This window comes from Streptomyces sp. HNM0574 (genome assembly GCF_012726235.1).
Classification (GTDB): domain Bacteria; phylum Actinomycetota; class Actinomycetes; order Streptomycetales; family Streptomycetaceae; genus Streptomyces.
This window is the reverse complement of record NZ_JAASAH010000002.1, coordinates 528,777-554,168: the sequence shown is the minus strand read 5'-3', so window position 1 is coordinate 554,168 and position 25,392 is coordinate 528,777. Positions and strand designations below refer to the sequence as shown.

General features: G+C 74.5%; 17 protein-coding genes. 12 read left to right on the top strand and 5 right to left on the bottom strand.

Features of this window, described 5'->3' with window-relative positions:
- The first annotated feature begins 505 nt into the window (after positions 1–505).
- Entirely contained in the window at positions 506–3,043 is a 2,538-nt protein-coding gene (gene pcrA, locus HCC30_RS06135) for a DNA helicase PcrA (RefSeq protein ID WP_169441142.1), read from the top strand.
- 220 nt (positions 3,044–3,263) lie between these two features.
- Here the strand turns inward: pcrA and HCC30_RS06130 are convergent, their stop codons facing one another.
- The gene (locus HCC30_RS06130) at positions 3,264–5,297 is read right to left on the bottom strand and encodes a M23 family metallopeptidase (RefSeq protein WP_169441140.1); all 2,034 of its coding nucleotides are present in this window, start codon (positions 5,295–5,297) and stop codon (positions 3,264–3,266) included.
- A gap of 457 nt (positions 5,298–5,754) precedes the next feature.
- Between HCC30_RS06130 and HCC30_RS06125 the strand changes: the two genes are divergently transcribed.
- The gene (locus tag HCC30_RS06125; protein ID WP_169441138.1) at positions 5,755–6,165 is read left to right on the top strand and encodes a cobalamin B12-binding domain-containing protein; all 411 of its coding nucleotides are present in this window, start codon (positions 5,755–5,757) and stop codon (positions 6,163–6,165) included.
- Positions 6,166–6,180: 15 nt separating this feature from the next.
- Here the strand turns inward: HCC30_RS06125 and HCC30_RS06120 are convergent, their stop codons facing one another.
- Both HCC30_RS06120 and HCC30_RS06115 read right to left on the bottom strand, forming a co-directional pair.
- A complete protein-coding gene (locus HCC30_RS06120) occupies positions 6,181–7,785 on the bottom strand; it encodes a DUF5691 domain-containing protein (RefSeq protein WP_346776510.1) in 1,605 nt (534 codons plus the stop codon).
- Positions 7,786–8,103: 318 nt separating this feature from the next.
- The gene (locus HCC30_RS06115; RefSeq protein ID WP_169441136.1) at positions 8,104–9,489 is read right to left on the bottom strand and encodes an SWIM zinc finger family protein; all 1,386 of its coding nucleotides are present in this window, start codon (positions 9,487–9,489) and stop codon (positions 8,104–8,106) included.
- Between the two features lie 165 nt (positions 9,490–9,654).
- Here HCC30_RS06115 and HCC30_RS06110 point away from each other — a divergent pair, with 165 nt between their 5' ends.
- The 8 genes from HCC30_RS06110 to sucD all read left to right on the top strand — a co-directional run bounded on the left by HCC30_RS06110 (position 9,655) and on the right by sucD (position 20,279).
- Positions 9,655–10,788 (top strand): AAA family ATPase, encoded by a 1,134-nt coding sequence (locus tag HCC30_RS06110; protein ID WP_346776509.1) that lies wholly within the window; start codon positions 9,655–9,657, stop codon positions 10,786–10,788.
- A complete protein-coding gene (locus HCC30_RS06105) occupies positions 10,785–13,154 on the top strand; it encodes a DUF5682 family protein (protein ID WP_169441131.1) in 2,370 nt (789 codons plus the stop codon). The genes HCC30_RS06110 and HCC30_RS06105 overlap by 4 nt, the downstream gene beginning before the upstream one ends.
- On the top strand, positions 13,151–14,332 hold the full coding sequence (locus HCC30_RS06100; RefSeq protein ID WP_169441128.1) for a VWA domain-containing protein: 1,182 nt from the start codon (positions 13,151–13,153) through the stop codon (positions 14,330–14,332). Before HCC30_RS06105 ends, HCC30_RS06100 begins: the two co-directional genes overlap by 4 nt.
- 283 nt (positions 14,333–14,615) lie before the next feature.
- On the top strand, positions 14,616–15,518 hold the full coding sequence (locus HCC30_RS06095; protein ID WP_169441127.1) for a hypothetical protein: 903 nt from the start codon (positions 14,616–14,618) through the stop codon (positions 15,516–15,518).
- Between the two features lie 189 nt (positions 15,519–15,707).
- Complete coding sequence (locus HCC30_RS06090; protein ID WP_169441125.1) at positions 15,708–17,075, top strand: hypothetical protein; 1,368 nt, start codon at positions 15,708–15,710, stop codon at positions 17,073–17,075.
- Positions 17,076–17,346: 271 nt separating this feature from the next.
- Entirely contained in the window at positions 17,347–17,802 is a 456-nt protein-coding gene (locus HCC30_RS06085; RefSeq protein WP_169441123.1) for a hypothetical protein, read from the top strand.
- Between the two features lie 398 nt (positions 17,803–18,200).
- The gene (gene sucC / locus HCC30_RS06080; RefSeq protein WP_169441121.1) at positions 18,201–19,373 is read left to right on the top strand and encodes an ADP-forming succinate--CoA ligase subunit beta; all 1,173 of its coding nucleotides are present in this window, start codon (positions 18,201–18,203) and stop codon (positions 19,371–19,373) included.
- 21 nt (positions 19,374–19,394) lie between these two features.
- Positions 19,395–20,279, top strand: a complete 885-nt coding sequence (sucD, locus tag HCC30_RS06075) for a succinate--CoA ligase subunit alpha (protein ID WP_169441119.1) — start codon at positions 19,395–19,397, stop codon at positions 20,277–20,279.
- Between the two features lie 98 nt (positions 20,280–20,377).
- Here the strand turns inward: sucD and HCC30_RS06070 are convergent, their stop codons facing one another.
- A complete protein-coding gene (locus HCC30_RS06070; protein WP_169441117.1) occupies positions 20,378–21,346 on the bottom strand; it encodes a sigma-70 family RNA polymerase sigma factor in 969 nt (322 codons plus the stop codon).
- Between the two features lie 385 nt (positions 21,347–21,731).
- On the opposite strand from HCC30_RS06070, the gene HCC30_RS06065 reads away from it, so the two are divergent.
- A complete protein-coding gene (locus HCC30_RS06065; protein WP_169441115.1) occupies positions 21,732–23,507 on the top strand; it encodes a DUF6350 family protein in 1,776 nt (591 codons plus the stop codon).
- Between the two features lie 68 nt (positions 23,508–23,575).
- Here HCC30_RS06065 and HCC30_RS06060 read toward each other — a convergent pair whose 3' ends face one another.
- Positions 23,576–24,451, bottom strand: coding sequence for a hypothetical protein (locus HCC30_RS06060; protein WP_169441113.1), 876 nt, complete (start codon positions 24,449–24,451; stop codon positions 23,576–23,578).
- 320 nt (positions 24,452–24,771) lie between these two features.
- Here HCC30_RS06060 and purN point away from each other — a divergent pair, with 320 nt between their 5' ends.
- Positions 24,772–25,389, top strand: coding sequence for a phosphoribosylglycinamide formyltransferase (purN, locus tag HCC30_RS06055; protein ID WP_206323466.1), 618 nt, complete (start codon positions 24,772–24,774; stop codon positions 25,387–25,389).
- The last annotated feature ends 3 nt before the right edge of the window (positions 25,390–25,392 follow it).

The window sequence follows — 25,392 nt, the reverse complement described above, 5'->3', positions numbered from 1 at the left end:
CGGCTCCTTCCGTGGACCGCCTACCGAGGTGCCCCTTTGCCACAGGGGCGAGCCCACTGTCGGATTCGGGCGTCGGAAGGCTGCCCTACGGTCGGTGCGCCCGCCGCTCGGCATCCGCTGCCGGCGCGGCCGCACGTTCCGATTCACCCCGGGTGCGCACGCGGTGCGCGGTGTGGGTCCCGGCTCCGGCGCTTCGCGCGGTGTGCCTGCGCGGGGCCGGACTCGGCGGAGGCCGCCCGTGCCGGCGCTTTCGCCGACGGATCTGCGGGCCGCCCGGCACGCACCGTAGCGAAGCTGTGGTTCTCCTGTGAAGGCTGGTGTGCGATAGGTCCGATACGTGACGCCGCCGTCACACAGCAGCACAGGTCAGCGACGGGCAAGTGGCGTATGTCACGGGCCTGTTCGCCCCGCGCCCCGGCCGCCGCGGCCGTACCGGGCCCGTCCTTCCCCGGGTCCCGGCATCCGGCTCCCCGCTGTCGGCGCGGCCGCCTAGACTCGGACGACGATGAGCAGCCTCTTCGACGACAGCTTCCTGGCGAGCCTCGACCCCAAGGGCGGGCCCGGCCCCACGCCTGCCCCGGAGGAGGAACCTCCGCCCCCCGAGGCGTACGAGGAGCCCCGCCCCGAGGAGGACATCCCGGACGACCTGTTCGCCGGCACCTTCATGGGCGGCCCCGGCGCGGCGGGCGTCGCCCCGTCGTACCACCGGGACGGCGCCCCGCGCTCCGTCGTCGACACCGCCGCGCTGCTGGACGGGATGAACGAGCAGCAGCGCGCCGCCGTCGTGCACACCGGTTCGCCGCTGCTGATCGTCGCCGGCGCCGGCTCCGGCAAGACCCGCGTGCTCACGCACCGGATCGCGTACCTGCTGGGCGCCCGCGGGGTGCACCCGGGCCAGATCCTCGCGATCACCTTCACCAACAAGGCCGCGGCCGAGATGAAGGAGCGCGTCGAGCAGCTCGTCGGCCCCCGCGCGCAGGCGATGTGGGTGTCCACCTTCCACAGCGCGTGCGTGCGCATCCTGCGCCGCGAGAGCAAGAAGCTCGGTTTCACCTCGTCGTTCTCGATCTACGACGCGGCCGACTCCAAGCGCCTGATGGCCCTGGTCTGCAAGGACCTGGAGCTGGACCCGAAGAAGTTCCCGCCCAAGTCCTTCACCGCCAAGGTCTCGAACCTCAAGAACGAGCTGGTGGACCCGGAGGACTTCGCACAGCGCGCCGCCGACGGCTTCGAGAAGACCCTCGCCGAGGCGTACACGATGTACCAGGCCCGGCTGCGCGAGGCCAACGCGCTGGACTTCGACGACATCATCATGACGACGGTCCACCTGCTCCAGGCCTTCCCGGACGTCGCCGACCACTACCGCCGCCGCTTCCGGCACGTCCTCGTCGACGAGTACCAGGACACCAACCACGCCCAGTACACGCTCGTACGCGAACTCGTCGGCACCGGCGAGGAGGACGAGGAGTCCGGCCCCGTCCCGGAGCGCGGCGAGCTGTGCGTCGTCGGGGACGCGGACCAGTCCATCTACGCGTTCCGCGGCGCCACGATCCGCAACATCCTCCAGTTCGAGGAGGACTACCCGGACGCGACGACGATCCTGCTGGAGCAGAACTACCGCTCCACGCAGACCATCCTCAGCGCCGCCAACGCCGTCATCGAACGGAACGAGAACCGCCGCCCGAAGAACCTGTGGACGCAGGCCGGCACCGGCTCCCCGATCACCGGGTACGTCGCCGACACCGAGCACGACGAGGCCCAGTTCGTCGCCGACGAGATCGACCGGCTGACCGACGCGGGCGAGGCCCGCGCCGGTGACGTCGCCGTCTTCTACCGCACCAACGCCCAGTCCCGGGTGTTCGAAGAGGTCTTCATCCGCACCGGCCTGCCGTACAAGGTCGTCGGCGGCGTCCGCTTCTACGAGCGCCGCGAAGTCCGCGACGTCCTCGCCTACTTGCGCGTCCTGGCCAACCCCGAGGACGCGGTGCCGCTGCGCCGGATCATGAACGTCCCCAAGCGCGGCATCGGCGACCGCGCCGAGGCGATGATCGACGCGCTGGCCGCCCGCGAGAAGATCACCTTCCCGCAGGCCATGGTCCGCGTCGACGAGGCGTACGGCATGGCCGCGCGCTCCGCCAACGCCGTCCGCCGCTTCAACGTGCTGATGGACGACCTGCGGACGGTCGTCGACTCCGGCGCCGGACCGGCCACCATCCTGGAGGCCGTGCTGGAGCGCACCGGCTATCTCGCCGAACTCCAGGCGTCCACCGACCCGCAGGACGAGACCCGCATCGAAAACCTCCAGGAACTCGCCGCCGTGGCCCTGGAGTTCGAGCAGGAGCGCGGCGAGGACGAGCCGGGCACCCTCGCCGACTTCCTGGAACGCGTCGCGCTCGTCGCCGACTCCGACCAGATCCCGGACGAGGAGGAGGGTGACGACACCGGAGTCGTCACCCTCATGACCCTGCACACCGCCAAGGGCCTCGAATTCCCCGTCGTCTTCCTGACGGGCATGGAGGACGGCGTCTTCCCGCACCTGCGTGCGCTGGGGGACACCAAGGAGCTGGAGGAGGAGCGCCGCGTCGCCTACGTGGGCATCACCCGTGCCCGCGAACGGCTCTACCTCACCCGCTCCACCCTGCGCAGCGCCTGGGGCCAGCCCTCGTACAACCCGCCCTCCCGGTTCCTGGAGGAGATCCCGGACACCTACCTGGAGTGGAAGCGCACCGGCGCGTCCTCCGGCGCGGGCGCCGGCGGCACCAGCCGCGGCGGCATCGGTTCCGGTTTCGGCGGGGGCGGCTCGCTGGCCACCTCGGGCACCGCGGCGCGACGGAGCGGGCCGAGCGGCTTCGCGACGCGGCGCGGCGGGGACAAGCCCGTGGTCCCGCTCTCCGTGGGCGACCGCGTCACGCACGACAGCTTCGGCCTCGGCACGGTCGTCGGCGTCAAGGGCAGCGGGGACAACGCCGAGGCGACGATCGACTTCGGCGCCGAGAAGCCGAAGCGGCTGCTGCTGCGGTACGCGCCGGTCGAGAAGCTGTAGCCGCTGCGTTTCCCCCGCCGGGTGCGGGGCTGCGCCTATCGGGGTGCGTCGCCGGGTGCGGCGCCGTCGTGGCTGTTCGCGCAGTTCCCCGCGCCCCTTTTCGGGGTCGCAGCACCCCGGTGCGGGGTTCGTTCCCTTGCCGGGGTGCGGTGCTGTTGTCGGGTGCGGCGCCGTCGTGGCTGTTCGCGCAGTTCCCCGCGCCCCTTGAGGGGCGGGTCCGTCAGGTGGGGTCGAGGCCCTTGCCGCGGAACCAGGGGAGGGGGTCGACGGCGTCGCCGCCGCCGGGGCGCACCTCGAAGTGGAGGTGCGGGCCCGTGGAGTTGCCGGAGTTGCCGGAGTACCCGATGGTGTCGCCCGCCTTGACCTCACCGGAGCGGATCTTGGTGCTGCTCAGGTGGCAGTACCAGGTCTCGGTGCCGTCGGGCGCGGTGACCACGGCCATGTTGCCGTAGGAGATGTCCCACTTGGTGGTGATCGTCCCGTCGGTGGCGGCCATGACGGGGGTGCCGTAGCTGACGGGGAAGTCGATACCCGTGTGCACGGACATCCAGTTGACGCCCGCCGAGCCGAACTGGGCGCTCAGACCGTGCTGTTTGACCGGCAGCGCGAACTTCGGCCGCATGGCCTCCTTGCGCGCCGCCTCCTCGGCCTTCCGCTTCCGCTCCTCGGCCTGGCGCTTCTTCAGGTCGATGCGCTCCTGCGTACGGCTGGCGCGGTCGGCGAAGTCGTCGGCGTCGGCGGAGAGTCCGGCGAGCTGGGTGTCCAGCTTGCTGTTCGCCTTCGACGGCTTGACCGGCTGGCCCTCGCTCGCGCTGTCCGCTGCCTCGGTGGTCTTGTCGTCGTCCGTGCCGCTGCCCATCACCGAGGCGGCGGCCACACCCGTCACACCCAGCACGGCGACCGACGGCACCGCGACCGTCATCAGCGCCGAACGCCGCGGCTTGGGCGAACGCCGCCGCCCGCGCGAGGACGGCACCACGACGGACGGGGAGACTCCGGACGCGCCGGACCCCACACCCTCGTCGGCGGCCTCACCCGGGACGTCGTCCTGGTGCGCGGCGTACAGCGAGTCGAAGTCGGCGCCGGGCACGGCGGTCTCGCCGGGGACGGCCTCGAAGGCCGTCGTCTCGAAGGCGCCGGTCTCGAAGGTTCCGGTCTCGAAGGCGGCGGGGTCGAAGACGGAGGTCTCGTCCAGCGGGCCCTCGGCGGCGCCCTGTTCGGGAACGTTCGCGAGCGGCTGCTCGGTCAGCCCCGTGTCCCAGGCGCCCTGGTCCTGCGGCAGCCCGCCGTCCCACTGGCCCGTGTCCCAGGAGGCGCTGCTGAAGTCGTCACCGGTCTGCCACTGCGCCTCGCCGTACGAGGCGGCCCCGTCGAACCCGCCCGCGTAGGCGCCGGTGTCGAAGGCTCCCGTGTCGAACGAGCCGGTCTCGAACGCTCCGGTCTCGAAGCCGCCCGTCTCGAAGGAGTTGGCGTCCGGGGAGCCGGCGTCGAAGGTGCCGAAGCCGGAGGTGTCGGCCCCGGTGGTGTCGTAGGCGCCGGTCTCGAAGCCGGTGCCGAAGTCGTACGCGCCGGTGGCATAGGCACCGGTGTCGTAGCCGACCGTTCCGTACGTGCCGGTGTCGTAACCCGAATCGGCGTAAGCCGCCTCGCCGTAGCCGGAGTTGCCGTAGCCCTCCGGGCCGGAGGTGTCGAAGGCGGACGCGTCGAAGGTGCCGGTGTCGAAACCGGAGGTGTCGAACGAGCCCGTCTCCCAGGCGGATTGCCCGGCCGGGACGCCGTAGTCGGCCGCCTGCTCGGGGCCCGGCTGCGCCGGGATGCCGCCGGTGACGTCCGGGTAACCGGCGTATCCCGGCTCCGCGTACCCGGCCTGGGCCCAGGCACCGGTGGTGTCGTAGCCGGTGCCGCCCTGCGCGTACGCGTCGTACGACTCGGGGCCCGGGTACGCGTCGTGCGCGCCGTAGGCGTCGAAGGTGCCGCTCGCGTACGTGCCGGTGTCCTGTCCCGGACCCGGCATGCTGCCGAAGAGGGGGTCGCCGCCGCCGAAGGAGGCGGCGCCGTAGCCGTCGGCGAGGTTGTCGTAACCGCCGGAGGGGTAACCGTCGTACGAGGGCGCGTACATGGCCTCGGGGGCCTGCTGGGCATACGCGTCCGTGCCGTACGGGGACGCCTCGTACCCAGCGCCGTGGGATGCGTACGAGAAGTCCTGGGAGCTATCGGCCGGGTTCGTACTTCCCGACGGGTGACGGTCGTTCACCACCAACTTCTCTTTCGCCTCGACAGCAAGGGCGGAGCAGTTCGGCGACTGTACCCGGCGGTATGCGACGACGACAATCTTCAACAGGTTTTGCAACTCCGGGATCCGGGCAATCAGCCGTCTTTCGGCGGACTACGGACCGGTAGTTGGCCAGGCGTTCGAGAACTGTTCGACCTTGTGCAGATTTGCCGGAGATGCCGTCGCTCCGGAAGCAGGTGAAGAACCGTGTGCAGCCGTCCGGTTCGGGCCGGGGGGCGCCGTCATGCCCGCGCGGGGCCGCATGGCTGCGTACCGTGTGTGCGGCAGCTACCGGGTGTGATTTCCCCCTCCCTTCAGGACACGGAACGGTCGGGTGCGGGATGCTGTGGATAACGTTCGTTCACTCCGGCACTCGACGATGCCGGTCAGGCCGTCGCAGAGCACCGGCTCCACGGAGCCGCCGCGGATGGAGGCAGTGATGGGTGTGTCGGGTCCGATCCGAGTAGTGGTCGCCAAGCCGGGTCTCGACGGCCACGACCGGGGGGCGAAGGTCATCGCGCGGGCGCTGCGCGACGCCGGTATGGAGGTCATCTACACGGGGCTGCACCAGACCCCCGAGCAGATCGTGGACACCGCGATCCAGGAGGACGCCGACGCCATCGGCCTCTCCATCCTCTCCGGCGCGCACAACACGCTCTTCGTGAAGGTGCTGGAGCTGCTGCGGGAGAAGGACGCGGAGGACATCAAGGTCTTCGGCGGCGGCATCATCCCCGAGGACGACATCGAGCCGCTCAAGCGCCAGGGAGTCGCCGAGATCTTCACCCCCGGCGCCACGATGAACGAGGTCGTCGACTGGATCCGCACCCACGTACGCCAGCTCGCCGCCTGACCGATCCGGGCCGGCTCATCCGGCGGCCGCCGGGACGCCCAGTTCGGTGCGGATCTCGGCGCGCAGGCGCAGGGTCGCCACCAGGCGCTGGAACGCCTCCGCCCAGTACGCGCCCGCGCCGGGCGAGCCGTCTGCCGGTTCCTCGGGGACGGCCGCCAGCGGGGTGAGCCGCTCCGTCTCGGCCGGGTCGAGGCAGCGCTCCGCGAGGCCCATCACGCCGCTGAAGCTCCACGGGTAGTTGCCCGCGTCCCGGGCGATCTGCAAGGCGTCGACCACCGCCCGGCCCAGCGGCCGCGCCCACGGGACGGCGCACACCCCGAGCAGCCGGAACGCGTCCGACAGGCCGTGCGCCTCGATGAACTGTCCGGCCCAGCGGGCCCGTTCGTCCTCCGGCAGGACCGTCAGCAGCTTCGCCGGATCGCCGGGGCCCTCGGCGGGCTGGTCGCGCGGGGCGCCCAGCAGGGCACGGGCCCAGGCGGCGTCCCGCTGCCGGACGGCTGCCCGGCACCAGGCCGCGCGCAGGTCCCGCGCCCAGCCGTCGGCCACCGGCAGTGCCGTGATCTGGGCCGGGGTGCGGCCGCCGAGGCGGCTGGGCCAGACGGCCAGCGGAGCCGCCGCCACCAACTGGCCCAGCCACCACGACCGTTCGCCGTGCCCCTGCGGCGGCGTCGGCACGACGCCGTCCCGCCGCATCGCCGCGTCGCACGTCTGCGGGGCGTCCACGGTGAGGTACGCGGTGTCCGGCGCGGCGGCGAGGGTGACGTGCGCCGTGGCGCGGTCCGCCATCCTCGCCGCGAGCGCCGACCCGGGGAGCGTGGCGAGCAGCTCGGCCGCCGTCGCGCGGACGTTCCGGCTGCGGTCGGCGAGGGCCTGCTCCAGGAATGGCTCGTCCGCCGGGGAGAGCCCCTCGCGGAGGGTGTCCAGCAGCATCAGCCGGTCCTCGGCCCGCTCCGACGGCCAGGTGGAGGCCAGCAGCTCGCGGCCCTCGCCCGGGGAGCGCCGGCGCAGCTCCGTCAGCAGTGCCGCGCGCTCGGCGAAGAGGCCCTCCTGCCACAACTCCCGTACGGACGCCTGGCCGTGCACGGAGGCGTGGTTGTCGTCCCGGGAGGAGGCGCAGCGCGGGGCGGAGGAGCGGTTCGCGCCGCGGAGGGCGAACTTCCAGTCCGGGTTGAGCCGGGCGAGCCAGCGGGCGAGCGGGCCGCCGAAGGCCAGCGCGTCCTGCCGCAGGTCGGTACGGGCCCGGGCCGCGTCCAGCAGGGCCGGGACGAGGTCGGAGGGGGCGCGGTAGCCGGCGGCGCAGGCCAGGGTCAGCCACTGGGGCAGCAGTTCGGCGAGGTCGGGGGCGCTGCCGCGCCTGCCGCCCGCCGCGCCCGTGCCGCCGGACCGTCCGGCCAGCAGTGCCCGCAGCCGGGCCTCGGCAGCGGCGGGCAGCGGCGGGCGCCCGTCCTCGGCGGCCGGCTCGGGGCGCGGTGCGGCGGGTGCCGGGCGCAGTCCCGCGCGGCGGCGTACCGTCTCGGCCGCCGCGGCGTCGAGCAGCGCCGTGGTGCTGCCGCCGGGCGGCGTGCGCCGCTCGGCGCCGAGCAGCGCGGAGGTGACCAGCTCACTCCAGGATGCGTTCACCGTGTCCCCGTTCGTCGTGTGCGTGCGGTGCGTGCGGTGGATTCGGGTGCTGTGCGGGCGGTGGGTGTGGTGCGGGCGGTGGGTCGGGCTCTGGCGGGTGCGGTACGTCGTGCGGACGCCGGTGCTCCTGTCTGCTCGGGAATGGGACGTGGCCGGCCGTGCGGCGGGCCGTGGGGTGGTGCGTCGGTCATGGACGGGCGGCGCGGGGCCGAGGGCATGACGGGGTAGCGGGGCGGCCTGTGCGGTCCGGCCCGTTCGGGCGCCCTCGGTGCGGGGCGCGGTGCCGTCGTGGTGGGTTCGTGCGCGGGTGTCCGCGGTTCAGAGCGGGATGGTGTGGCCTTCGCGCCAGGTCGTGCAGGGGGTGAAGCCGCGGTGACCGCAGAGGCCGAACACGGTGACGGGCCTGCCGCCCGACACCGCGGCCAGCCGCCACAGCCGGGACGCTTCGCCCGGGGCCACCGGAAGGGCCGACTCGCCCTCGGCGTCCGCGAGTTGCCGTATCGCGCCGTCCTCGCCGGGGACGGGGAAGACGGAGGCCAGCACGGCCGGATGCCGTTCCAGCCACGGGTCCTCGCGCAGCGCCGCCGCGTACCCGGCGAGGGCGTCGGACGTCGTGCCGCCCTCGGGGACGAAGCCCGGCACGGGTGGCCGGTCCGGCGCCGGGGCCGCCGACGGGTCGTGCGGTGCGGTGTGGTGTTCGGCGACGAGGGCGCGCAGCGCCGGGGCGCCCGGGTAGAAGCAGAGCGTCGCGTCCAGCGCCGAGCCGACGGGCAGGGCGGTGCCGGGGGGCCGGCCCGCGGCGCCGAAGGACAGCAGCAGCGCGGGCCGGCCCGTGCGCCGTCCGTGCAGCCAGATCCGCCGGGCGGTCAACCGTCCCTCCTCCGTGTCGTGCTGGGCGAGGACGAGCCACTCGTCCCGCACCGGTGCCGGCGTCGCGGCCGTCTCCCCGGCGGCCAGTACGTCGGCCGTCCCGACGGTGAGGCCCGCGTGGGCGCGGACCGTCGAGGCGAGCGGCTCGGGCAGTGCGTCGAGCCGCAGCAGGGCGCGGTTGAGCAGGTGGAGCAGCGCGCACTCCTCCAGCAGACGCTCCGGCCAGCCGCTGCCCGAGAACGGTATGGCGCCCAACTCCCGTACCCGCGAGGCGAGTCCGGGCGCCTGGGCGTCGACCATGCGGGCCGCGATCTCGTCCCACTCCGTGTGCCCGGCGCGGTCGGCGCCGGCGAGGCCGCCGTGCAGCAGGTCGGCCAGGCGCTGTTCCAGCTCGGCGGCGCCCGCGGCCATCCGCCGCGCCCGCCGCTCCGCGCTGGACGTCCCGTCCCCGCCCGCGCCGGCCCGTCGCCTGCGGCCGGTCAGCCACTCCCGCGCCCACCCGGGCGGCTCCTGCGTCTCCGGGACGGCCGTGCGCGCGCCGGCGTCCGCGGCCCAGAGCAGCAGCAGGCCCAGCGCGTGCTTGCAGGGGAGCTTGCGGCTCGGGCAACTGCACCGGTATCCGGGCGCGTTGGCGTCCACCCCCTCCAGATCCACCACCGTCCGGTACGGCTCCCCGCCGCCGCCCTCGCAGCGGCCCCAGACCGCGCCGCCGCCCGTACCGGCCGCCGACCACGGACCGGGCGCCGCGAGCCTGCTCCCCGCCCGGCCCGACGCCGCGTCGGGCGCCAGGGCCAGCACCTCTTCCGCCGTCCAGCGGACCCCCACTCCAGTCATGCCGAAGACGTTACGAGGCACCACTGACAACGGCCGCCGCACAGCGCGTCGTTGCAGCTCACAGCGGTGTCCGGAGCGATTGTCAGTGCCGGGGTGCAGGCTGTTGCACACGTCGGAACCACCGGTCCCGGCGTGCGGAACCACCGCGTGTGGAGGGGGACACCTGTGACCGATTCCCGTACTGCCGAAGCAAGCGAGACCGCCGAAGTCGCCGCCGCCCCGCAGGCGTTGCGGCCGCACGCCGAGGAGAGCTTCGCCGGGGAGCTGCGGGCGCTGGCCGCCGTCGACGACCGTCCGCGGCCGGAGCGCTGGCGGCTGTCGCCGTGGGCCGTGGCCACGTATCTGCTGGGCGGCGAGCTCCCGGACGGCACCGTGATCACGCCGAAGTACATCGGCCCGCGCCGCGTCGTCGAGGTCGCCGTGGCGACCCTGGCGACGGACCGCGCCCTGCTGCTGCTCGGCGTCCCGGGCACGGCGAAGACCTGGGTCTCCGAGCATCTCGCCGCCGCCGTCAGCGGCGACTCGACGCTGCTCGTGCAGGGCACGGCCGGCACCGCCGAGGACGCCGTGCGGTACGGCTGGAACTACGCGCGGCTGCTGGCCGAGGGCCCCAGCCGGGACGCCCTCGTGCCCAGCCCCGTGATGCGCGCGATGGCCCGCGGCGCGACGGCCCGCGTCGAGGAGCTGACCCGGATGCCGGCCGAGGTGCAGGACAGCCTCATCACCGTCCTCTCGGAGAAGACGCTGCCCGTTCCCGAACTCGGCGAGGAGCAGCAGGCGGTGCGCGGCTTCAACCTCATCGCCACCGCCAACGACCGCGACCGCGGCGTCAACGACCTCTCCAGCGCCCTGCGCCGCCGGTTCAACACCGTCGTGCTGCCGCTGCCGGGCACGGCGGAGGAGGAGGTCGGCATCGTCGCCCGCCGCGTCGAGCAGATCGGCAGCTCGCTCGGCCTGCCCCCGGCGGCCGACGGCACGGACGAGATCCGCCGCGTCGTCACCGTCTTCCGCGAGCTGCGGGACGGTGTGACCGGTGACGGCCGGACGAAGGTCAAGTCCCCCTCGGGGACGCTCTCCACGGCCGAGGCGATCTCCGTCGTCACCGGCGGCACGGCGCTCGCCGCGCACTTCGGGGACGGGGTGCTGCGCGCGGGGGACGTCGCCGCCGGCATCCTCGGCGCCGTCGTCCGCGACCCGGCCACGGACGGCGTGGTCTGGAAGGAGTATCTGGAGACGGTCGTCCGCGAGCGCGACGGCTGGCAGGACTTCTACCGCGCCTGCCGCGAGGTCTCCGGATGAGCGCCGCGCCCGGACGTCCGGCCGGGCAGCCGCTGCTGCTCGGGGTGCGGCACCACGGCCCCGGCTCGGCGCGCGCGGTACGGGCGGCGCTCGCGGCGTACGAGCCGGGGGTGCTGCTCGTCGAGGGGCCGCCGGAGGCGGACGGCGTGGTCGCGCTCGCGGGCGAGGAGGAGATGCGCCCGCCGGTGGCGCTGCTCGCGCACGCGGTGGACGAGCCGGGCCGGGCCGCGTTCTGGCCGCTGGCGGCGTTCTCGCCGGAGTGGGTGGCGATCCGCTGGGCGCTGGAGCGGGACGTCCCCGTCCGCTTCATCGACCTGCCCGCGGCGCACACCCTGGCCATGACCGGAGAGGCAGAGGCGCAACCCGACGTCCGCACCGACCCGTTGGCCGTGCTCGCCGGGACCGCCGGGTACGACGACGCCGAGCGCTGGTGGGAGGACGCCGTCGAGCACCGCACCGGCTCCGGCGGCGGTCCGTACGCGCCGTTCGCCGCGCTCGCCGAGGCGATGACCGCCCTCCGCGAGAGCCAACCGGACGCCTCCGCCCGGGACTTGGTGCGCGAGGCGCACATGCGCCTGCGGCTGCGGGAGGCCCGCCGCGCGTACGGGGACGAGGCCGTGGCCGTCGTCTGCGGCGCCTGGCACGTACCGGCCCTGGCCGCCCGGTCCACCGTCACCGCCGACCGCGCCCTGCTCAAGGGCCTGCCCAGGGTGAAGACCGAGGTCACCTGGGTGCCGTGGACGCACCGCCGGCTCGCCCGGCGCAGCGGCTACGGCGCCGGCATCGACTCGCCCGGCTGGTACGGCCATCTGTTCGCCGCGCCGGACAGGCCCGTCGAGCGCTGGCTGACGAAAGTCGCGGGGCTCCTCCGCGCGGAGGACCACCCCGTCTCCTCGGCGCACGTCATCGAGGCCGTTCGGCTCGCCGGGGCGCTCGCCGCGCTGCGCGGCCGCCCGCTCCCCGGCCTGGGCGAGACGACGGACGCGGTGCGCGCCGTGATGTGCGGGGGCTCCGACGTACCGCTCGCGCTCGTGCGGGACGGGCTCGTCGTCGGGGACGTCCTCGGCGCCGTGCCCGAGGGCGCCCCGGCCGTCCCGCTCCAGCACGACCTGCACCGGCAGCAGCGCAGGCTGCGGCTGAAGCCCGCGGCGGCCGGGCGGGACCTGGAGCTGGATCTGCGCGGCACGAACGACGCGGCGCGCAGCCGGCTGCTGCACCGGCTGCGGCTGCTCGGCGTCGACTGGGGCGTCCCCGCCGTCTCGCGGACGCACAGCACGGGGACGTTCCGGGAGAGCTGGCGGCTGTGCTGGGAGCCGGAGCTGTCGGTGCGGGTCGCCGAGGCGGGGGTGTGGGGCACGACGGTGCTCGCCGCGGCGACGGCCCGGGCCGCCTCCGGCGCCGCGGAGGCGACGGCGCTGTCCGAGGTCACCGCGCTCGCCGAGCGCTGCCTGCTCGCCGAGCTGCCCGAGGCGCTGCCGGTGGTCCTGCGGGCACTCGCGGACCGGGCCGCGCTGGACACCGACGTCGGCCATCTCGCCGAGGCCTTCCCGGCGTTGGTGCGCTCGGTGCGGTACGGCGACGTACGCGGCACCGGCGCCGCCTCCCTCGCGGACGTCGCGGAGGGCCTCGCCGAGCGGATCTGCGTCGGCCTGCCGCCCGCCTGCTCCGGCCTCGACGCCGAGGGCGCCGCCCGGATGCGGGAGCACCTCGACGCCGTCCACCGCGCCACCACCCTCCTCGCGCACGGCCCCGGAGCGCACGGCCCCGGAGCGCACGGCTCCGATGCGCACGACCCCGGAGCGGGCGGCGGCGCGCGGGTGCGGGAGCGCTGGCAGCAGGTGCTGCGCACGCTCGCCGTACGGGAGCGCGCTCCGGGGCTGATCCGCGGCCGGTGCGCCCGACTCCTGCTGGACGACGGCCGGTTGGCCGCCGACGAGGCGGAGCGGCTGATGAGCCTGGCGCTCTCGCCGGGCACCGCACCGGCGGAGGCGGCTGCCTGGGTGGAGGGGTTCCTCTCCGGCGGCGGCATGCTGCTCGTGCACGACGAACGGCTGCTCGCGCTGATCGACGGCTGGCTCACGTCCGTCCCCGCAGAGGCCTTCACCGACGTCCTGCCCCTGCTGCGCCGCACCTTCGCCGAGTACGAGCCGGGCCTGCGCCGCACCCTCGGCGAACTGATCCGCCGCGGCCCCGGCCGGTACGCGGACGCCGGGGGCGGGGACGGCCGGCCGTCCCCCGGCTTCGGCCCCGGCCTCGACCTCGTACGCGCCGACGCCGTCCTCCCCACCCTCCACCTCCTGCTCGGCCCCGGGGCCCCCGGAGCCCCGAGGCCCGAACCGTCCGCGACCGAAGGAGCAGTGGCATGAACGCACCCTCCGCACAGCCGGCTTCGGCACCCGTGGACACCGGGGAACGGCTGCGCCGCTGGCGGCTCGTCCTCGGCGGCGGCCAGGACGTCGACGGCACCGGACGCGAACTCACCGGCACCGACGCCGAGATGGACCGCACCCTTCAAGCGCTGTACGGCGCGACGGAGGGGCGCCCGCGCGGCCGGGAGCGCGGCGCCGGCCTGGGCGGTTCCGCGCCGGAGGCGGCCCGCTGGCTCGGCGACATCCGCAGGTACTTCCCCTCGTCCGTCGTCCAGGTCATGCAGCGGGACGCCGTCGAACGGCTCGGGCTGTCCACGATGCTGCTGGAACCGGAGATGCTGGCGGCGGTGGAACCGGACGTCCATCTCGTCGGCACACTCCTCTCGTTGCAGGCCGCCATGCCCGAGACCAGCCGGGAGACGGCGCGGACGGTCGTGCGCAAGGTCGTCGCCGAGCTGGAGCGGAAGCTGGCGGAGCGCACCCGTTCCACGCTCACCGGCGCCCTGGACCGCTCGGCGACGGTGCGCCGTCCCCGGCACCAGGACATCGACTGGAACCGCACGATCCGGGCCAACCTCGGGAACTACCTGCCGGAGCACCGCACCGTCGTCCCCGAGCGCCTCATCGGCCACGGCCGCGCGGCCCGGGGCACGAGGAAGGACGTCGTCCTCTGCGTCGACCAGTCGGGCTCGATGGCCTCCTCCGTGGTGTACGCCTCGGTGTTCGGCGCCGTCCTGGCTTCTCTGCGGGCGCTGCACACCCGGATCGTCGTCTTCGACACCTCCGTCGTCGACCTCACCGAGGAGATCGACGACCCGGTGGACGTGCTGTTCGGCACCCGGCTCGGCGGCGGCACGGACATCAACAGGGCGCTGGCGTACTGCCAGTCGAGGATCACCCGCCCCGCGGAGACGGTCGTCGTCCTCGTCAGCGACCTCTACGAAGGCGGCATACGCGAGGAGATGCTCGGCCGGGTCGCCGCGATGAAGGCGGCGGGCGTGCAGTTCGTCACGCTGCTCGCGCTCTCCGACGAGGGCGCCCCGGCGTACGACCGCGAGCACGCGAGCGCCCTGGCCGCCCTCGGCGCCCCCGCCTTCGCCTGCACCCCCGACCACTTCCCCGAGGTGATGGCGGCCGCGATCGAGAAGCGCCCGCTGCCCGTACCGGAACCCTGATCCGCGCGCTCCGGCAGGCCGGAGGAGTGCTTGACCGGGATGCCGGAGTGCGCCCGTTTCCGCACCTCCCGGCGCCGCCGAGACGTCACGTGAACAGTTTGTGACGGGAGTTGCGCCGGGGGCAGGTCGTCGTGCAAGGATCAGAGCCATCGCCGAGAGGCGTGGCGCCGGCGCGGTGAACACACCCCTGCGCAGCCCCTCGGTTCCTTCCGGCAGGCCAATCGCCTGTCACCACCCTCGTGTTCGCACTCGTCGCTTCCGTTCCGTTCGGGAAGGTCCCCCCTTGTCCGCAGTGTTCGCTGTTCCCGCCGCCGTGCGCATGCCGCGCTCGGCCGGTGCGCGGCGCGCGCTGCTGACGGCGCTCTTCCTCGGCGCCCTCTTCGCGCTCGGCCTCCTCTTCGGCGGCAGCGCGCAGGCGGCCTCGACGACCTCGGCGCTCCCGGGGTCCGACGGCACGTCCCTGGTGGACACGGAGGCCGACACCGCGCCGCGGCAGGTACGTCCCGTGCAGGCGGTGCGCGAGGCCGACGAGCGGACCACGCGGGAGATCGGCGCGCACCGGCAGCGGTCGAGCGCCGCCGCGGGTGAGGCCGTCGACGAGGTCACCGAGCCGGTGACCGAACAGACGGACGGCGCCCGGCGCGTGACCCGTCCCGTGGGTGAGGCCGTCAACGGCGTCGTGGAGCGGGCTGACCTGGGCGAAACCGTCGACGGCGTCCTGCCCGGCGGCGACGCCGAGCACGCCGAAGGCGGCCACCGGGACGACCGGCACGACCGTGCCGCCAAGCCCGCGCACAAGGACGCACCGGACCGTTCCGCCGCCCACGACGGCGCGTTCGGCCCGCACGCCGGCGCGGACGCGGCCACCACCCTGCCCGCCTCCGCGCTCCCGGACGGCACCGCCGTCCAGGCGGTCGCGGACGACGGCCGGTCCGGTCCCGGCGGCCCGCTGCCCGGACCGCACCTGCCCTCCGGGCAGACCCCCTGCCTCCCCGGCCAGCTGTCCACCTCGTCCGGCCAGAGCGCCGGCGACGGGCACGGCGGCTCGCGGGGCGGCGTCGACCAGCTCGCCGCGTATCTCTCCGACAGCGAGCGTTTCGGCCTTCCGCAGCCCGGTGCTGTGCGGGCCGCCGACGGCACGCCGACGCGTGAGCGTGCCGCCGAGATCCTCGAATTCCCCGGCTAGGGCGGACCGTTCCCCCGGTTCGCGGTGACTGACGGCGCTTCGCGCCCGTACCGCCGCGACTGCTGCCGACTCCACCGCGCCGCACCGACGCGCGCTCCGTTCCGGCAGCACCGCTGTGACCTGCCACGCGGGGGTGGCCAGGTCCGCCCGTAGCCGAAACTCTTCCGAACTTCGAAGGATCCCCCTCCCATGCGCAAGAGCATCCGCCGTTCCGTCGCCGTCGCTGCCGCCGCCTCCGGCATCTGGGCGCTGGGCGCCGCCTCCGCCTCCGCCGCCGAGCTGCCCACCGACCTGGGCACCGGCACGGTCACCGACACCGTCGACAGCGTGCGCGGTACGGCGCAGGACACCACGCAGGACGTGACCGAGAAGCTGCCGACGAAGAGCGTTCCCGAGAAGCAGCTCCCGGTCGAGGACGTCACCGGCACCGTCACCGGCACCCTTGAGGGCGCCCAGGACCAGCTCCCCGCGACCGGCGACGTGACCGGCACCGTCGAGGGCGCGACCGGCAAGGTCCAGGGCGCCAAGGGCAAGATCGACGGCGTCACCGGCAAGGCCAAGGGCGTCGCGGGCAAGGCCAAGGGCGCCGTGCGGGACGCCGACGCCACCAAGGCCCTCGGCGACGTGCAGGAGACCGCCGGCAACACCCTGCCCGCCCTCCCGGGCGCCGGCCTCCCCACGGCCCCGCTCGTCGGCGCCGTCCCCGGCATCCCGAACCTCGACAGCATCTCGGCCGACCAGCTGCCCGTCTCCGCTGACCAGCTGCCGGTCTCGGCCGACCAGCTGCCGGTGTCCGCTGACCAGCTGCCGGTCTCGGCCGACGAGCTGCCGGTGTCCGCTGACCAGCTCCCGGTCTCGGCCGACGAGCTGCCGGTGTCCGCTGACCAGCTCCCGGTCTCCGCCGACCAGCTCCCCGTCTCCGCCGACCAGCTCCCGGTCTCGGCCGACCAGCTCCCGGTCTCCGCTGACCAGCTGCCCGTCTCGGCCGACCAGCTCCCGGTCTCCGCCGACCAGCTCCCCGCCGGTGTGAGCCCCGAGCAGGTCACCGGGCTGGTGCAGGACGGTGTCGCGCAGCGCACGCTCGCCGGCGCCGACGAGCGCACCGCCGCCGTGCAGCCGGTGCTCGCCCGGGCGACCGCCGGCACCCTGCCGCCCGTCGCGCAGAGCGTCGTCGGCAAGGTCCTGCCCGTCGCCGGTCAGGCCGGTGACGACGCGGCCGTGACGGTCGACAACGCCGCCGCCACCACCGCCCCGTACGCCGAGGGCGTCGCCCGGGAGACCTCCGCGCTCGGCCAGGGCGTGGCCACCGACGCGGTCGCCTACGGCTCGGGCCTCGGCCAGAGCGCCGTCCCGTTCGCGAGCGGCCTGGGCTCCGGCGCCGCCCGTGACGGCCAGGCCCTGGCGGGCAACGCGGTCTCCGGTCTGCAGAGCGCCGCGACCCTCCCGGGCACCGGCGACCTGACCGACGCCGCCAACATCCCGGCCCTGCCCGTCGCCTCCACCCTCCCGGCGACCAGCCTGCCGGTCTCCCTGCCCGCCGGCGTCCCGGCGGTCTGAGACCGGACGCGGAAGGGCGACGGCTGACCCGGCCCGCCGCTCCCGGCCGGCGGGCCGGGGCCGGGCCGGAGCGCCGTCCGGCATGAGGACCGTCCGGCAGGGGCGGCCGTCCACCAGGGACGGCCGCCCGGGGCCGGACAAGGGAGGTGCGGGGTGGCCTGCCGTGGGGGGCGAGCCACCCCGCACTCCCGACTCACCGTTCCCGAAGGGCTGTTGACGCCCTACCGTGCAACCGCGACCGACCGTTCACCGCAACCGAATCGAGGCAGCCATGCGCAGCAGCACGCGCTCACGCAGCAGCTCACGTACCCGCGCGCGGGTGACCGCGGGCGGCGTCCGCCGCGGAGCGGCCGTCGTCGCGGTGGCCGCCGGGCTGCTGGCCGCCGGTGCCGGTACGTCCCAGGCGGCCGGGACCGGCGCGGCCCACCAGGCCGCCGGTCAACGGGCACTCACGAACCACATCGAGGCAGCAGGCGATGGCAAGAAGGAAGCCGCGGAAGACGTGCCGGGGGCCGCGACTGGTGCTCCGCTCCCGTCCGTGGGCACCGTGCGCGGGCTCGCGCACGAGGCCCCCGTCACCCTGGCGCGGGCGCTGCCGGAGGACGGGGTGATCCCGGAGGGCACCGAGATCGGGGTTCCCGAGGTCGTGCCGGGCGTGCCGAGCGTCGGCGTCGTCCCGCTCGCCGTCCCGGAGCTCCCGGTGACCCCGACCGTCCCCGTCCCCTGACGCCACCGACCCCGTCCCCGGGGCCCCGAGTCCCGCCGCCACGCGGCCACTTGGGGCGGTACGGGGCCGCGGGCGGCGCGCGGCCACCGCTCGGCCGCGTCCGTACCCCGCCGCCCCGGCGCACGTGCTCCGCACGGTGCCCCGGCCCCGTACCACACACCGGCCCCCGCGCCCGTCGCACGCTCCCGAGGAGGAGCTGCGGCGGGGCGGGGGCTGCGGATTTCGCAGGGCGTTGTGACTGTTGTCACCGCTCCGGTGTGAGCTGCGATTTATGAAGCGCTCACGCACAGAGCTAACCTGCAAGGCGGACATGCCGCGCGTTACCGCCGACGCCGCGGCCACGCGGCACGCCCACGCTGACAACGACCGCGATACCACTGATTAAGGGGACGCAGCGCGTGGACCTGTTCGAGTACCAGGCGAGGGACATCTTCGCCAAGCATGACGTACCGGTGCTGGCCGGTGAAGTCATCGAGACGCCCGAGGCGGCGCGCGAGGTGACCGAGCGACTGGGTGGTCGCGCGGTCGTCAAGGCGCAGGTCAAGACCGGCGGCCGCGGCAAGGCCGGCGGCGTGAAGCTGGCCTCTGACCCGGCGGACGCTGTCGAGAAGGCCGACGCCATTCTGGGCATGGACATCAAGGGCCACACGGTCCACAAGGTGATGCTCGCCCAGACCGCGGACATCGAGGAGGAGTACTACGTCTCCTTCCTCCTGGACCGCACCAACCGCACCTTCCTGGCCATGGCCTCCGTCGAGGGCGGTGTCGAGATCGAGGAGGTCGCGGCCACCAAGCCCGAGGCCCTCGCCAAGATCTCCGTCGACGCCATCGAGGGCGTGACCGAGGCCAAGGCGCGCGAGATCGTCGAGGCCGCCAAGTTCCCGGCCGAGCTGCACGACCAGGTCGTCAACGTCCTGATCAAGCTGTGGGACGTCTTCATCAAGGAGGACGCCCTCCTCGTCGAGGTGAACCCGCTGGTCAAGACCGGCGAGGGCAAGGTCATCGCGCTGGACGGCAAGGTGTCCCTGGACGCCAACGCCGACTTCCGCCAGCCCGACCACGAGGCGCTCGAGGACAAGGCCGCGGCCGACCCGCTGGAGGCGGCGGCCAAGGCCAAGGGCCTCAACTACGTGAAGCTCGACGGCCAGGTCGGCATCATCGGCAACGGCGCGGGTCTGGTCATGTCCACCCTCGACGTCGTCGCGTACGCCGGTGAGGCGCACAGCAACGTCAAGCCCGCCAACTTCCTCGACATCGGTGGCGGTGCCTCCGCCGAGGTCATGGCGAACGGCCTGGAGATCATCCTCGGCGACCCGGACGTCAAGTCCGTCTTCGTCAACGTCTTCGGTGGCATCACCGCCTGCGACGCCGTCGCCAACGGCATCGTCCAGGCCCTGGAGCTGCTCAAGTCCAAGGGCGAGGACGTCAACAAGCCGCTGGTCGTGCGCCTGGACGGCAACAACGCGGAGCTGGGTCGCAAGATCCTGACCGACGCCGCCCACCCGCTCGTTCAGCAGGTGGACACCATGGACGGTGCGGCCGACCGTGCCGCCGAGCTGGCTGCGAAGTAAGGGACGAGGAACCGACACACCATGGCTATCTTCCTCACCAAGGAAAGCAAGGTCATCGTCCAGGGGATGACCGGCTCCGAGGGCCAGAAGCACACCAAGCGCATGCTGGCCTCCGGTACGAACATCGTCGGCGGCGTGAACCCGCGCAAGGCGGGCACGAACGTCGACTTCGACGGCACCGAGGTCCCGGTCTTCGGCAGCGTCAAGGAGGCCATGGAGGCCACCGGCGCTGACGCGACCGTCATCTTCGTCCCGCCGAAGTTCTGCAAGGACGCCGTCGTCGAGGCCGTCGACGCGGAGATCGGCCTCGCGGTCGTCATCACCGAGGGCATCGCGGTGCACGACACCGCCTACTTCTGGGACTACGCCTCCCAGAAGGGCAACAAGACCCGCATCGTCGGTCCGAACTGCCCCGGCCTGATCACCCCCGGCCAGTCGAACGCGGGCATCATCCCGTCCGACATCACCAAGCCGGGCCGCATCGGTCTGGTCTCCAAGTCCGGCACGCTGACGTACCAGATGATGTACGAGCTGCGGGACATCGGCTTCTCCACCTGCGTCGGCATCGGCGGTGACCCGGTCATCGGCACCACGCACATCGACGCGCTGAAGGCGTTCGAGGCCGACGCCGACACCGACCTGATCGTGATGATCGGCGAGATCGGCGGCGACGCCGAGGAGCGTGCCGCGGACTTCATCAAGGAGAACGTGTCGAAGCCGGTCGTCGGCTACGTCGCGGGCTTCACGGCGCCCGAGGGCAAGACCATGGGCCACGCCGGCGCCATCGTCTCCGGCTCCTCCGGCACCGCGCAGGCGAAGAAGGAGGCCCTCGAGGCCGCGGGCGTGAAGGTCGGCAAGACCCCGTCCGAGACCGCGCGTCTGGCGCGTGAGGTCCTGGGCGGCTGAACCCCGCCTCCGGCCGCCCGGCGGCCGAACGGCCGAGAACGAAGGGCCCGCTCCCCTGTCACGGGGGAGCGGGCCCTTCGGCGTTTCCCGGCGGGGTGTCACCACTGGCCCGGCGGCCCCGTCAGGTTGTCCTCCTTCTTGTCGACCCAGGTGAACTCGGCGAGCTCACGGTGCTCGTTGGCCGACCGCAGCATCGGCAGGTACGCGCTCTCGCCGTCCGTCGCGGCCCGGCCCGCGCTCATCGGCCCCGGCAGCGGCTGCCCGTCGGGCCCCGGCACGAACGTTCCGCCGTTGCCCGGCCGGCGGGGCGGGTCCGTCGGGTGATCGACGGTCAGCGCGGTGAGCGTGGTGGCCGTCGCGACGAGCGCGGTGAGCGCCACGGCCGCCTGCGTCCGCCGCCGCGTACCCCGCTCGCTGCCCTTGCGTACGGTCGCGGCCGCGGACACCGGCACCGGCTGCGCGGCCCCCAACTCCCGCAGCCTGCGCCCGATCCGCTCGCCTAGCAGCGCGGCCGGCACCTGGCGCAGCTCGTCCGCGCGCGCGGCGAGCGCCTCCCGCGCGTGCGCGAGCCGCCCCTCCGCCGCGGGCAGGCTGGCCTCGGTCTCCTCGGCGGTCTCGGACACGGAGAGCCCGAGCCCGTCGTGCAGCAGCAGCGTGGCCCGGTACGTACGCGGCAGCGCCGTCATCGCCTCGACGAGGGCGCGGTCGGCGGGCGGCCCCTGGTACGGCTCGGGCCGCCGTCGCCCGGGGTGCAGCCGGTGCCAGGGGGAGAGGGCGTAGGAGTAGGCCGCCGCGCGTACCCAGCCCGCCGGTTCGGGGGAGGTGGCGACCTCGGGCCACTTCTCCCAGGCGGAGTGGAAGGCGTACGCGACGGCGAGCCCGGCGGTGTCGCGGCGGCCGCTGAGCAGGAACGCCTGCCGGGTGAGCGAGCGCGCGTACCGCGCGTACAGCAGGTCGAAGGCCTGGCCGGGGGAGTCGGTGGTGTGCAGCGGGGTGCGCGCGGGACGCGGGGCGAAGGCGTCCGCGACGGCCGCCTCCCCGTCCTCCTCCGGCTCGTCGGCGGCCATCCGGCCGTCATCCGGTGGGCTGTCGTGCGCGGCTGACGGGCCGTCGGCGGGGGCGGGTCCGGGCGCCTGGGCGTGCTCGGGCTCCGGGGTCCGCGCTTCGGCGGGCTCGGCGGAAGGGGACGGTCCGGTGTGCTGGGGGAGGTGGGGCGGGCCGCCGCGCACCGGGGTCGAGCGGTGCGCCTTTCGCGGTCTGCGTGGGTGGCGCGCGGTGCGCGCGGCCTGTTTCCGCTTACCCGTCATCAGAGCTGCTTCCTCTCCGCACGGCGGGACGCGGGCGGAGTGACGTCGGCAATCCTGTGAAAAGGTGCAAATACGTATGTACTGCGACACAGCGACTATATGCGCGATACCCGGAGGAAACGGGTGTTGTTGGCAGCATGTCGACGTGAGCCAAGTGACGTATCGCAGCTGGACGTCGGACGTCGGCAGGACGCGTGCCCGGCACGGCGGACCCCCGGCACTCCCCGCGGCGGGCGCCTGGCTGCTCGGCGGGATGGTGGCGGCGGGTCTGGGGCTCGGGGCGCTGGCGGCGCTCGCGACGCTGCTGTGGATCACCTCCCCCTATCCCGACAGCGGCGCCGACGGAGCCCTGCACGTCGCGGCCGATCTGTGGCTGCTCGCGCACGGCGTCCAACTCGTGCGCAACGAGACGCTGTCCGGCGCCCCCGCGCCGCTCGGCATGACGCCGCTGCTGCTGTCCGTGCTGCCGGTCTGGCTGCTCTACCGCGCGGCGCAGCACGCCTTCGACGAGGCCGATCTCCGCGTCGACGACCGCGGCCGCGCCGCTGTCGCCGGGTGGGTGTGCGGCGGGTACCTGCTCGTCGGCGGACTCTCCGTCATCTACGCGGCCCGCGGCCGGGCGATCGGCGTGGACGTGCTCAGCGCCGCGTTCCAACTGCCGTTCACCGCCGCCTGCGTGACGGGCGTCGCCGTCTGGACCGCCTGCGAGCGTCCCGTCCCCGTCGGCGGGGCGTGGCTGTGGCGGGTGCTGACGCGGGCGCGGGTGCTGGCGGTGCTGCGGTCCTCGGGGCTGGCGCTGGCCGTGCTCCTGGTCGGCGGGAGCCTGCTGTTCGGGGCCGGGCTGCTGTGGCACGGGGACGCGGTGACCTCGGCGTTCCCGCAGCTGACGGCGGACTGGCCGGGGCGGTTCGCGCTGCTCCTGCTCGCCTTCGCGCTCGCGCCCAACGCCGTGGTCTGGGCCGCCTCGTACGGGCTCGGGCCCGGCTTCACGATCGGCGGCGGCAGCGTCGTCAGCCCGCTCGGTGCGCACGGCTACCCGCAGCTGCCGGACTTCCCGCTGCTGGCCGCCGTCCCCGGTGAGGGGCCCGGCGGGCCGGTGCTCTGGGGTGTCGCCGGGGTGTGGCCGGTGGCCACCGGTGCGGCGTGCGGCTGGTGCGTGGCGCGGGCCGCGGTGCCGGTGCGCGGGGAGCGCGCGGGGACGGCCGGGCCGCGCGGGACGGCGTTGACGGCGGGGCTCGCGGCGGGGGCGTGCGGCGCGGCGACGGCTTTCCTCGCCGCCTCGGCAGGGGGCGCGATGGGGACGGGCACCCTCGCCTGGTTCGGGCCGAGTTGGTGGCTGACGGGGCTGGCCGCGTTCGCCTGGACGGCGCTCGTCGGCGTCCCCGCGGCCCTGACCGTCCGCGCCTGGCGCCTGCGCGAGCGCCGCGTCCGCGAGGAGCCCGTCACGGAGCCCGCCCCGGAGCCGGACGGGACGGCGGAGGAGGCGGAGTCGCGGCGGGAGCGGCGGCGGAGGAAGCGGGCGGAGCGCCGGGCGGCGAAGGGCGGAACCGGAGCCGGGGCCTCCGTGCCGGGGCAGGCCGGGGCGCCGGACGGGGGCTCCGCGACGGGCGCGGAGCCGGAGGGGAAGCGGAGCCGGCGGAGCGAGCGGGCCGAGCGGAAGAGCGCGGCGAAGCTGGCGAAGGCCGAGCGGAAGGGCGCGAAGCAGCGCGAGAAGGCGGAGCGCAAGCGGCGGGACCGGGCGCCGGTGCACGTCGATCTCGCGCTGCCCGCCGAGTCCGACGGCGCCACCGGTACGGGGGACGGGCCCGGTCCGGACTGGCACTCCACCGGGGCCCGCCGCACCCGCTGGGCCGCGCTGAAGGAGTCCTCCGGCGACCTCATGGGCGACGTCGAACCCCCGGACCGGCCCGGCGGAAGGTGATCCGGAAGCACGGAGCCCCTCGGCGATCGGGATCGCCGAGGGGCTCCGTCGTGCGGGTGCGCCGGTGATTACTCGGGGGTGCGCTGTTCCAGCAGCGGGCGCAGGTTCTCGGGCAGCAGGTTCTCGCACTGGTCGCGCGAGGTCTGGGTGAGCGCGTCCTGGCGGCACGTGTAGTAGTCGCTGTAGACGAGCTGGACGGTGAAGGTCGCCGCGACGACCACGAGCCCGAGGCTCGCCGTGACGAGTCCGCTGATCGCCGCCGTGGCCTGGGCCTTCGCCGCCTGCGCCGGGGTGACGGCGACCTGCGCGGACAGCTGCTTGGCCGCCTCGCTGCGCTCGTCGGCCGCCGGGTGCGGGGCGCTCGTCGCGCTGCGGTCGCTGCCCGCGACGTCCTCGGCGGTGGCGCGGGTGCCGCCGCCGGACGCGCGGCCCTCGGTGCCGTCCTTGGCGCCGGCCGCGCCCGCGCGGTTCCGCGCGCGCAGCGAGGAGATGCCCCAGTACAGGGAGAGCGCGCCGAGCAGCAGCGCCACCGGGGGCAGGCTGAACAGGGCGAAGAACAGCGCCCAGATCCCGGAGTGCAGGGCGTACCGGGCGCGGCGCTGCATCGGGTCCGTCGGGTCCCAGCGCAGTCCGCGGCCGGGGCCGGGGCCGCCGGGGCCCTGGCCGTCGCCCTCGCCGCCGGGCCTGCCGAAGCCGCCGCTCTGGCGGCCCGGCTGGCGGCTGCTCCACTGGCTGCCCCAGGAGGAGCGGCCGTCGGAGCCCTCGCCGTCGTTGCCGTTTCCGCCGTCGCCGGAGCCGCCCGTGCCCTTGCCGCCGCCCTGGCCGTCGGCGGGACGGCGGGGCTGCCACGGCTGGTCCGGGGTCCCCTCGGGCGGTGGCGCGAAGGGGTTGTCCTCGCGCGCTGAGGTGTCGGAGGGGGCCGTGCGGCGGCGTCGGTCGGTCATGTGATGGGTGTCTTCCCCTGTTGTTGCCGTGGCACCTGCGGATCCGTTTCCCTGACGCTACCTTCCGCTTGTGCCCCCGTCCCGTGGGGGCCGTCCGAGGTGCCGGTATCGTTGCCGACGGTCGAGCGCTTCGTAGAGTTCCCCGGAAATCTCCGCTCCACGTACTCGTACGACCGCACAAATCCCGATCTCCCGTGAGAGAGAGCCTTGTCGTGGCCGCGCATTCGAGCCCACTCCCGTCCTCCGGTACTTCGGGTTCGCTCGATCCCGGCCCTGCGGGCTTCCCCGGCCGTGCGGAGCGCGGTGGCCGGCCCGCCCGGCTGGTGGTGCTCGTGTCCGGCTCGGGCACGAATCTGCAGGCGCTGCTCGACGCCGTCGAGGCCGGGGGCGTCGAGGGCTACGGCGCCCGGATCGTCGCCGTCGGCGCCGACCGCGCCGGTATCGAGGGGCTGGCCCGGGCCGAGCGGGCCGGGATTCCCACGTTCGTCCGGCGGGTGCCGGAGTACGCCTCGCGCGCGGAGTGGGATCTGGCGCTGACGGAGGCGACGGCGGCCTACGAGCCCGATCTGGTCGTCTCGGCGGGCTTCATGAAGATCGTGGGCCAGGAGTTCCTCGCCCGGTTCGGGGGGCGGCTGATCAACACGCACCCCGCACTCCTTCCCAGTTTTCCCGGGGCACACGGCGTGCGTGACGCGCTCGCGTACGGCGCCAAGGTCACCGGGTGCACCGTCCACTTCGTCGACGAGGGCGTCGACACGGGACCGGTCATCGCCCAGGGCGTGGTCGAGATCCTGGACGAGGACCACAACGACGGTGGTGCCGCTCTGCACGAGCGGATCAAAGAGGTCGAGCGACGGCTGCTCGTCGACGTCGTGGGCCGCCTCTCCCGCGACGGCTACCGCATCGAGGGGCGAAAGGTACGACTGCGAGATGAGTGAGGG